Here is a 10,200-nt window from a genome sequence, read left to right as displayed (position 1 = left end):
GAGACTTCAATAATCGTTTTGGTCACGACGTTGGGGATGGCGTACTGGTTAAAGTAGGACAAACAATTCAGGCTTGTGTTCGAGCGGGTGATCGAGTATATAGGTACGGTGGAGAAGAGATAGTTTTGCTTTTAAGGGACTGTGATAAAACGAACGCTTGGAAGATGGCCGAAACGATCCGTTCCGAAATAAGTGGGCTCGATAATGAATCATACCCTCAAATCACGATTTCTTTAGGCGTTTCAAGTTATCCAGACGATGGAGAGAGTATTCACGATCTTATTGTGGCTTCTGATCAAGCACTCTTAAGGGCGAAACAAAGAGGAAAGAATTGTACTGTTTTATGTTAACCAATCATATAGGAGAATAAATCTTTCGAAAGGGGCTCTGACATTTCAGGGTCCCTTCTTCATGAAATATTCACAACTTTTTCATGAGTTAATCGTATCTGAGAGTTACACTAAGGACATAGAACAGCAAATCAAACGAACAAAGAAGTAAATAAATTGGAGGAATATATTAATAAAAATTCATTCAAATCCAAAGGTTAAAGCCCAAATGGGGCGAGAGAACCTGGATAAAATGAACGAATTTAAAAGTAATTCTTATGGAAATATAATGGCCTACGGTAGTTGTTTAACCGACTACGAGGCACTTCGATGAACGGGAGCGGAAACGCCATATCATCTCAATATTATCAGGGAGAGGATCAGAATGATGTTTGGTTTAATTCTATTAATCTTTATTGCGTATTACATGCTAGCTACTTCAAATTCCAGAGGTTCTCGCTATTTAGATCCTAAATATCAGAGGAAGAATACCCCGCTGGATATAGTGAATGAACGATATGCTCGCGGTGAGATTCAAAAAGAGGAATACCTTGAGCGGAAACAAGAGCTGTTGAGCTAAGGGTAAGGTTACGCTTGAAAAGGATATCGTACGACCCATTTGGTTATAGAGAATTTTTAAAGGAGGAATTTATATGATGAGTTGGGGTAATATGATGGGTGGATGGGGGTACGGTGGTTATGGAAGCGGCTATGGGATGATGGGGATATGCATGCACCTCATCCTAGGGATTGGGATTATTCTAATGATTATCTATCTATTCCGTCGGAGCTCTAGGGTTCATACAGATACAGTACTAGGTAATAACCGGGCAATGGACATTCTGAGTGAACGGTATGCACGTGGTGAAATAGATTCGCATGAGTATCAAAGTCGAAAGCAGGATCTAGAGAGCTACGACATAATAAAAGGAAAACATCTGTAACCCACTTTGGATTAGTGTAAAAAGGCAGTGTCTCAGTGACATTGCCTTTTTACATACTCTTTAAGAAATATTGCCACGTTACATCCCTCTACTTAATAATGCTCAGCTTTCTAATAAAATAATCGTATCCCAGGGTTACACATAGAAATGGGAAAGGTAAACATATATATGAAAAATTTGAAAAATTAATTGTCGTAGGTGTTTTGCTCTTAAGTATTATTGCAACTGGAATCATGACGCTCTCAAAAAAAGAGGATCAAAAAAGCAATCTTGTTATTATAGTTAACAATAAAGTAGTGAAGAAAATTCCGTTGAATAAGCTTAATGAGAGCAAGACTTATGAGTTCAACTTTAATGAAAATATTGGATATGTTCAAGTTAATAATGGGAGAGCAAGAATGGTCGAAATGGAATATAAAATTTGTCCGAAATCTATTTGCTCTGACACAGGGTGGATACAGGTCGCATACCAATCTATCGTATGCCTCCCTAACCAAATTATTGTCAGAATTGAAGGCGCTAAAGATGATGAGATTTTATAGTCCCCTAAAACTTAACTCCCAAATTTACACTATGAAAGTAATGAATATAAACAATGTGGAATTAATGATAACGTTTATTATGGCCGTGCACTTCTTAATATTCCTGGCATATCATGGATTAAATTGGTAAAAGGAGTGCTGAACATGCATATGAAATTTCATACTGTAAAACGTGGGGAAACCCTTTGGAAAATAGCTCATCATCACCACACCTCTGTTCATCATTTGTTGCACATGAATCCTTCTATAAAGAACCCAGATCTTATATATATCGGTCAGAGAATCAAAATTCATTAGAATTTGCGAAATAATACTATCAAAAACGGAATTTTCAAGAGGATGCGTCACAAGAGCATCCTCTTTTTGGTATCTTCATCCATGCGCTACTCTCGGCCGATTACTTTAAAAATCGCTCGTATTGACGATTTCGATTAACGCATCATTTGATGTTCTCTTGAGCCATCTGAAGTGTCTGGGTTACTTTTCATGGGCATCGGGATAGATTCTGAAGAATTACTGCTTTTATGTTGGCTGCCAGGCATAGTGTATCTTGAGGATATTGGATCATTTGCTTTGTTGGGTAACATTTGATTTGATCCTCCTGAATTGGAGGAATCATTTGAATGATTATTCTCACCGGTCATCGGATTTCCCATCGAGTCGGGCATCTCCTCTTGCATCCCGCTTTGGTGAGAAATAGCCATGCTTTCTGTCGGGAAAAGTGTGGTTAAGGTTGTATTTGCCTCAGCCAACATATGAAGGGTATCCTTAGGAGTAGAACCATTTGCAGTTACAATCAAGCCCTTTTCCTGAATCCGCTTGTAAATCTGATACTGATTCACACTCATTCCAAGACTTTGAGCCACTCTTCGGGTATCTTCATCTGTCTTACTAACCATCATGTTCGCAGAAATGTTTTCTTTAAGCATATGGCGCTCTATAGATTCTCGGAGTTTGGTTTGATCGATAACATCTACTGGTTGATCTTGTATGGGTATAACACTAGTTAGAATCAGAGTATTTGCTTGATTAAAGACTCCATATTCATTCGCTTTATCAATAATCAAGCCTACAGCAGAATATATGTCCATTCCTTGAAGTTGTAAGTTCGATGGTGACTCCTGAGTTTCATCAATTACCTTAATAACTTTTGCATTACGGTCAATTAATAATTCCGTACTAGAATCCATATCCAGTACAACGGCTGCTACGGCATTATTAGCTCCCGAGACTAAGTTGAAGACACTTAGAGACAAGGCGAGTAGTAGAATTGCAGCGATTGAACCAAATTTGAGGAGTCTCTGACTTAAAGGTTTATGAACGGGTAGCTCGATATCAAGAACCTGCCCCAGTGTAGGGGTGGCCTTCGGTGTTTTAATTTCTAAATAGTCACCGCTTTCAGTATAAAGAATGGTGACTTTTTTTGATATCTTCATGACAATGCCAGTCGTCTTTTTCATTAAAAGCTAACTCCTCTCTTTGACTATAGAATCTACCTGTGTAAACCCTTTTAAAGACACGAATTCTGGGTCTGATAGGATTAAAGCCGTCGCGATTAGATATTTCCTGCCTCTTTCGAGAACCTTTCGCTTCACGCCTGTTAAGAGTTCTAACTCTTTGAGAGGTAAAAGCTTAGTTTTAGTTAGCTGCATTAATAAATTTGGGTGCTCACAAAGCTCTTGTGCGACTTTCCAGAGAGTAGACTTGCTGTCTCTATGCTTCGGAGAAACTTCCACTAAGTCTTCTAATTGTATTCCATACTCGGCTAAAACTGTCGAGTAGATTTTTACAGTTTCGGCAAAATTACTTTTTTGTTCTTCCTCTTTATAGTGTTTAAACGATGATGCTGACTCATAGTCATAGAGGTTATCTTCGTCAGCTTCCAATGGAGTAAGAGAGAGTACTTGATGTTTCGACTCTTTGCGAAAGAAGTCTATCAGTCGTCTTGTAATAACTGTTTTGGAAAAACTGTAGAAAGACGCTCCCTGGTCAGGTTTATAACCGTCTATAGCTTCGTTAAAAGCAACTAGAGCAATGCTTAACTCCTCATCATGTCCCCAAGTTAGATAGCGTTTACAGAGTTCGGAGCTAACTTTTGCAATAAATGGTTTGTGATTTTGTATCAATTCCTCTCTTATTAGTACGTTTCCTTTTTTCGCTAGTAGTAAAGTTTGCTGAATTGTTAGTTCCGGCACTTCAACCCCTCCACTTAATAGATTGGTTTCGTATAGGTATCGAAAATTTCAGGGGGTACTCGATAAAAAAGTTAATGGAAATTTCTTACCTACTCCTGCTCAGGATAAAAGAAGGCCCAGACCGTTATTAAGGGTCTGCGCCTCCTAGACATCTCGCTAAGTTTGAAAAGCCAGTCAATCTTGTTTAAATTGACTAAAATACCCGTTTGGCACCAACATATACGGATTTCCAGTAGGGACCAAGATTGTAAGTTGTAACGCCTTTAGAACTGGAAGAGTTGATGAACTGACCGTTTCCTATATAGATGCCATCATGATCGATGTTTCCGTTTTTTGCCATGGAGAAGAAGACTAAGTCCCCCGGCTGGAGGTTATTAAACGCTACGGGAGTACCAACAGTGTATTGATCGCGGGAAACTCGTGGTAATGAAATCCCGTTTTTGGCAAAGACATACTGAACATAACCTGAACAGTCAAAACCTGTCTCAGGAGATGTTCCACCCCATAAATAGGGAACACCCATATACTTTTTTGTAGTAGAGATAATAGCATTTACCTTCTCTTGACGGGGTTGGGTATTATTCGACTGGCCGTCTTTAGTAATATAAAGAGAGTTAAGTTGCTTACCAGTAATTGGACCAACGATTCCATCTGAGCTCAAGCTTTGAGCAGTTTGGAAAGCTTTTACTGCTGCTTGAGTATTTGATCCAAAAATTCCATCGACTATGCCGACGTTATACCCTAGATAGTTAAGTTCAGTTTGCAGTTCAACGACATCTGAACCAGTTGATCCAAACCTTAATAAGGTATCCCCCACTGCAGCCTGAACTGTTTGGGCAGGTGCCAGCATTAGAAAAGCACCAAGAATAGCTAAGCTAATTAGTTTTTTCATTAATAATGACAGCTCCTTTCGTTGTTGCAAGTTGTCACCCAACTAGCTCAAGGTACCATTTCTTTATGAACTTCCTATGAAAGACTTATGAATTTCTTGTGAATGAGTGGATTAATTAACTCAGCCTGGCTCTCCTTCTTCATAAGAAATTCACAACTCATTCACAGCATAATCGAATTGATCCAATATACTTTGAGCCATAAAGACAAGGCTGCTTTGAAAGTGGTCTTGGGTAAACTTTAAGGAGGTAAAGATATGAAAAAGACAAAATGGATCGTAGGACTCTCAATTGTAAGCTTAGTGGCGCTTTCGGGTACGGCATTTGCCCTAAATTCAGGCTCGGTTGCAGCAAAATCTGTAGGACAGACCCTCGGTTATATACCGACCGCGACAACAACTCAGCTTCAAGAAACTACTTCCCAGCCCTCAACATTAACGCTTTCTTCCACAAATACTAACCCGGATTCTGTTGCTACTCCTGAATTAGATGGCTATAGTGGTGGTTACGACATGATGGGGGGCCAGGGTGTTAACAGATATGGCGGTGGTTACGGCATGATGGGAGGTCAGGGTGGCTATGGTATGATGGGAGGTCAGGGTGGCTATGGTATGATGGGAGGTCAGGGTGGTTATGGCATGATGGGTGGCGGCTATGACGCTAAAAGTCTGGGAGTTGATCTCACCAATGGTGTAGTTGCCTCATCTGATCAAGCCGTGGCAATTGCAAAAGCTTACGCACAGAAGATTAACCAAAACGTTGTTATTTCCCAACTTCATGAATTTTCAAATGTTTATGGGGTAGAGTTTAAAGAGGGAAAGACAGGAGCTAAAGCCTATGAAGTTATGGTTTTTAAGAATGGGGGAGGGATCATAACTGACATGGGGCCAAATATTATGTGGAACACAAAATATGGACATATGAATTGGGGAAACGATGGAGCTGTTACGGTTAGCGAAGAACAGGCTACTAAGAATGCTCAAGAGTTTGTAACCAAAATGGGAGAAGGATACTCGATCGGAAAACCCGAACTAGCACCGGGGTACTATGAATTTATGGTTCAAAAAGATGGCAGGGATTATGCTGAACTAGATGTAAATGGATATACGGGACAAGTCTGGTTACAGAATTGGCAGGGACCGATTATTCAATCGATTGATGTCAAATAATGAGGTTATAATCGTAATACCCCTTTTACAGAAGGTTTAAGTAAGTACCGTAAACATATAAAAAGCGGCTGAGGAGTGAATCCTTAGTCGCTTTTATGTTAACTCTATATAAAAACTATGTTGATCTTTGACCAACTCATTCTACATAATAAATCACACATTTAGAGATAATATGTGGAAAGTGAATGGCTAAAAGAGACGTGGTCCTAGGTTGAGTGTCAAATTTGAGTTATGAGACAAGGCATCTCACCGGAAAGGCGGGTATTAGATATTGTTCAAAGGAAGAAGAATAATTGCGGGGCTTATATTCGTTGTTGCTTTACTGAGCATTCCTCTCTTTTATAATTTAGGGAAATCTAACAAGGGGCCTATAATAAATCTGGATACTCCAGCTATCCGGCAACTAGAAGTTAAGGAGTGTATCGAGTCGACGGAATTCATGAAGGCTAATCATTTGAAACTCCTGTACCAATGGAGAGAAGAAGGAGTGCGTGAGGGCAAAACGGAGTATATTAATAGTAAAGGGAAAGAATACAAACTTAGCTTTCAAACGTGCTTGAACTGTCATTATAACCCTGGAGTAAAAACGTCGGAGCAATTTTGTGTTTCATGCCATAATTACTCTGCTGTAAAACCGAATTGTTGGGAGTGTCATTTACTTCCCGACCCTCATATTAGTGAGAAGGGTAAGTAATACCGTTAGGTAATAATACTGTATAACTCAAAAAAAGGAGGCAGGGTTACGTAAATGTATTCGCCAAAATATGCCTCAACATGGGATCAAGTATGTTGTAAACACAAAAAATGCCTGGGCAGGCAATAAATGTTCCGAGGGCTTGCCTGTAACGTTCTTATTTTAAGCGCTCATTATCAAGATGGGATGTAGTGAAACTTTAAGTTTTGTTACATCCCTTCTTCATGAGAAATTCATAACTTTTTCATGAGAAAATCGTATCCTAAAGTTACACTTAGGACATGGAAGATCAGTAAGGCAGTAAAACGAAGATTAAATTAGGGGGAATATATAATGAAGAAATTCAGTAAAAAATTCACAGCAATCATAGGAACCGCTGTATTGGCAGTTGGGCTTGTAGCTTTACCAGCTTTAGCTGGAACGACCCAGCAACAAGGGAACGGGTGGGTCGCTCAAATGCAAGGATTTATGCAACAAACGTTTTCACCGGAGCAACACCAAGAGTTAATGAATTCGAAGGAAATGCAAAACCTTCATAATTCTCAGGAGATGCAGAATGCCATGCAATCGGGAGATGTTAAGGCGATGCAAGATCTCATGAATTCAGACCCAAATGTTAAGGCCCAAATGGGTCAAGATAACCTTGATAAAATGAACCAATTCATGAGTAATTCAGGCGCAAATATGATGACCAACGGAAGCGGTTCTGCTACTTCAGGAAGTATGATGAATGGAAGTGGAAGTAATATGATGAATTTCTAGACAATAATTCGGATACATCAATGGACATACTTTGCCCTAAAATGGAGCAACGACTCTAAAGAATAATTAAGTTAAAAAAAGGAGCGATACAAAATGGGTTGCTGTGGGAATTCGAATAAAGACCATTCTATTGTAAATACTTTGAATCCCCAAGATGGGATTGTCTTAAAAATTGAAGGAATGACTTGTGGGCACTGCAAAAGTTCCGTTGAGAAAGCGTTGTTGAAAGTTCCTGGTGTTAAGCAAGCAGAAGTCGATTTAGCCCAAAAACAGGCAGTGGTGATCGGAGCCGTTGATCGTTCGATACTTGTTAAGGCTGTTGATCAGGCTGGTTACAGAATTATCAACCTTCCATAATAAGATGCCGATGGGACTCACACAACCTAGTGAATTTTAGTATACAGAGATGTGAAAAAAGGAAATAAGTTGAAGTCTTATTTAAAGGAAAAACGCTAGATACAAAAAAAGAGAGGAGGAAATTAGGTGTCAAGATTCTATTCTAATAAATTCATCGCATCGCTTGCAATTACCGCACTTACACTGACTGGGGGATTAAGTCCTGTGGTCGCTATGGCGAGCGATGTCCAAATAAAATCAACGTACAATGTTCAGTCTACTCAAAGCTTAGTGAATGCGCTTACTCGTCTTGGTGGGTATGACCGGTATGGTACTACAGTTCAGATCGCGGACTATGGGTGGCAGTCGGCCAGCACAGCGGTTCTAGCACCGTCTGGTGATCTGAACATGGTGGACGCGCTTGCCTCGTCAAGTCTCGCTAATGCAGTCGACGGACCAATACTCCTTGCAGACAAAGATTCTGTCCCTTCTGACACAATGAGCGAATTAAAGAAGCTAGGAGTTAAAAAGGTATATATGGTAAGTGGGACAGCGGTCATTTCGGCTAAAGTAGAGAGTGATCTTAGTGCAGCGGGTATTCAAACGGTACGATTAGGGGGTTATGATCGGTACGAAACGGCTGTAAATATCGCAAAGGAAATTCAAACAATAAAACCGTTTCAAGAAATTGTGGTCACAAATGCATTTGCAAATGTTGATGCAATATCTATAGCCCCAATTGCTGCAGCGAAGGGTATTCCAGTTTTGCTCGTTGATAAGGATTCCGTACCGACAGCTGTGTCAGATTTCATCAACTTGTCGGGTATAAACAAAACATATGTCATAGGTGGAACAGCGGTTGTAGCTGACTCTGTAAAGGATGCACTTCCCAATGCTTTGAGGCTCGGCGGTAATGATCGTTTTGATACTAACACAGAGGTGTTAAAGGAATTTAAAAACCTAATTGCTGGGGGCAAAATGTTCTTTGCAAATGGGAATGATTCTAGCCTTATCGATTCTCTAGCAGGCGCTCCCATGGTGGCCAAAGTGAGAGGCGCTATCGTACTGGTGAATAAAGAATCTGTTCCAGACGGTACTAAAGGGTTTATTCAGAAAAACATAGCACTTAAAAATCCAGGAATTTTAGGAGGAACAGCTGTAATATCAGATTCGACAGTTCAAAGCTTAGGATATAACCAACCCGGACAGTTGAATAACCTGGATGGAGCCTTGGAATTAAATACTCTTAACGCAACATTCGAAGATAAAACAGTCAACGGAAATATTCTTGTCAATGCAGATGGAGTAACACTGAAGAATGTCGTTGTAAAGGGTACGATATTTGTTGATCCAGGTAAGGACGGCTCTGCCACACTTGATAGCGTGCAGGCTGACAGAATTGTCGTCCTATCGGGTGCAGAACTTAGCATTTACTTGAAGGAAACAACTTCCGATAGTCTGGTCGTGTCAAGTTCCTCAAACGTTCGCGTAGTTGCAGAAACAGGAACAATTTTGGGATCTACTCTAGTTCAATCAAATGCTAATGTTGAATCACAAAACGGAGCGGATATCGGACCATTGGCCGCACAGTCTCTAGGAGAAACACCTATTAATGTACAACTCCAAGGAACATTCTCTAACGAAGTTTCCCTTAGTGGGAGCATAAAACTAACAGCTGCAGATGGCTCAATTATTCCTTCTTTAAACGTGGCTAAGGCGACGTCTCCCGATTCAATTCAGTTAGCAGGTAACTTTCCTAGCGTATCTATTGATGATAACTCATCAATTACCGTGTTATCAGGCAAAATTGACAAATTGGTGGCATTGGGAACATCTGAAATCGACGTTAAAAGTGGTGCGGAAATCACTGAATTGAGTTCTGTTACTGGCGGTATCAAAGTAAGTGGTGGCGGAACTGTCGATGGAAAAACAACGACAGATACCCCCACAGAACTAGGCGATATCTCATCTACACCAGTTATAGATCGCGATAGAGATAGAGATAGAGATGTCATTCAAAAGTCAGAGCCCGTTATCTCAGGAACGGTCAGAGCTGGAGATACAACGATTTCTGGAACGTCTGAGGCTGGGGCCACAATAAGTGTTAAGAAGAATGATACCGAAATTGGCACAGCGACAGCCGATGGGACAGGTATCTACACTGTAACGTTAAACGACGGTGTGACCCTGGCCAAAGACGAAGTGCTTTCGATCATTGCTAAAGCACCCTACAAGTCCATAAGTAACACCGTAAATATAACGGTTGCTGCAGCCCAAACAACACAACCGACCGTTATGGGAACAGTCGGTGCCGGTGAAACCATGATAATGGGAACCGC

Annotated in this window: 13 protein-coding genes; 10 read left to right on the top strand and 3 right to left on the bottom strand. The window is 40.4% G+C overall.

What is annotated here, in order from left to right; genetic code table 11:
- From HGJ98_RS06585 to HGJ98_RS06565, 5 genes are all read left to right on the top strand, one after another.
- Nucleotides 1-350 (top strand): GGDEF domain-containing protein (locus tag HGJ98_RS06585; protein ID WP_291350270.1); only part of this gene is annotated, 350 nt, incomplete at its 5' end.
- A 364-nt stretch (nucleotides 351-714) separates the two neighbouring features.
- Complete coding sequence (locus tag HGJ98_RS06580) at nucleotides 715-909, top strand: SHOCT domain-containing protein (RefSeq protein WP_291350269.1); 195 nt, start codon at nucleotides 715-717, stop codon at nucleotides 907-909.
- 73 nt (nucleotides 910-982) lie between these two features.
- Nucleotides 983-1,273, top strand: a complete 291-nt coding sequence (locus HGJ98_RS06575) for an SHOCT domain-containing protein (RefSeq protein ID WP_291350268.1) — start codon at nucleotides 983-985, stop codon at nucleotides 1,271-1,273.
- A gap of 164 nt (nucleotides 1,274-1,437) precedes the next feature.
- Entirely contained in the window at nucleotides 1,438-1,815 is a 378-nt protein-coding gene (locus tag HGJ98_RS06570; RefSeq protein WP_367142684.1) for a NusG domain II-containing protein, read from the top strand.
- 144 nt (nucleotides 1,816-1,959) lie between these two features.
- Nucleotides 1,960-2,112, top strand: a complete 153-nt coding sequence (locus tag HGJ98_RS06565) for a LysM domain-containing protein (RefSeq protein ID WP_081963029.1) — start codon at nucleotides 1,960-1,962, stop codon at nucleotides 2,110-2,112.
- A gap of 134 nt (nucleotides 2,113-2,246) precedes the next feature.
- On the opposite strand, the gene HGJ98_RS06560 is transcribed toward HGJ98_RS06565, so the two are convergent.
- The 3 genes from HGJ98_RS06560 to HGJ98_RS06550 form a co-directional block, all read right to left on the bottom strand.
- Nucleotides 2,247-3,275: an anti-sigma factor domain-containing protein gene (locus HGJ98_RS06560; protein WP_291350266.1), complete on the bottom strand. Its 1,029-nt coding sequence runs from the start codon at nucleotides 3,273-3,275 to the stop codon at nucleotides 2,247-2,249.
- 6 nt (nucleotides 3,276-3,281) lie between these two features.
- Nucleotides 3,282-4,010, bottom strand: a complete 729-nt coding sequence (gene sigI / locus HGJ98_RS06555) for an RNA polymerase sigma-I factor (protein WP_291350265.1) — start codon at nucleotides 4,008-4,010, stop codon at nucleotides 3,282-3,284.
- 193 nt (nucleotides 4,011-4,203) lie between these two features.
- Nucleotides 4,204-4,902, bottom strand: a complete 699-nt coding sequence (locus HGJ98_RS06550; RefSeq protein ID WP_291350264.1) for an NlpC/P60 family protein — start codon at nucleotides 4,900-4,902, stop codon at nucleotides 4,204-4,206.
- A gap of 255 nt (nucleotides 4,903-5,157) precedes the next feature.
- Here HGJ98_RS06550 and HGJ98_RS06545 point away from each other — a divergent pair, with 255 nt between their 5' ends.
- The 5 genes from HGJ98_RS06545 to HGJ98_RS06525 form a co-directional block, all read left to right on the top strand.
- The gene (locus HGJ98_RS06545) at nucleotides 5,158-6,069 is read left to right on the top strand and encodes a PepSY domain-containing protein (protein WP_291350263.1); all 912 of its coding nucleotides are present in this window, start codon (nucleotides 5,158-5,160) and stop codon (nucleotides 6,067-6,069) included.
- Between the two features lie 271 nt (nucleotides 6,070-6,340).
- The gene (dsrJ, locus tag HGJ98_RS06540; RefSeq protein WP_291350262.1) at nucleotides 6,341-6,763 is read left to right on the top strand and encodes a sulfate reduction electron transfer complex DsrMKJOP subunit DsrJ; all 423 of its coding nucleotides are present in this window, start codon (nucleotides 6,341-6,343) and stop codon (nucleotides 6,761-6,763) included.
- 333 nt (nucleotides 6,764-7,096) lie between these two features.
- Complete coding sequence (locus HGJ98_RS06535) at nucleotides 7,097-7,525, top strand: hypothetical protein (protein WP_291350261.1); 429 nt, start codon at nucleotides 7,097-7,099, stop codon at nucleotides 7,523-7,525.
- A 93-nt stretch (nucleotides 7,526-7,618) separates the two neighbouring features.
- Entirely contained in the window at nucleotides 7,619-7,882 is a 264-nt protein-coding gene (locus HGJ98_RS06530) for a heavy-metal-associated domain-containing protein (protein ID WP_367142682.1), read from the top strand.
- 126 nt (nucleotides 7,883-8,008) lie between these two features.
- On the top strand, nucleotides 8,009-10,200 hold a 2,192-nt coding region (locus HGJ98_RS06525; RefSeq protein WP_291350260.1), incomplete at its 3' end, for a cell wall-binding repeat-containing protein.

It is taken from the genome of Desulfosporosinus sp. (genome assembly GCF_014237355.1).
GTDB lineage: Bacteria > Bacillota > Desulfitobacteriia > Desulfitobacteriales > Desulfitobacteriaceae > Desulfosporosinus.
This window is presented reverse-complemented; position numbering and strand designations above follow the sequence as displayed.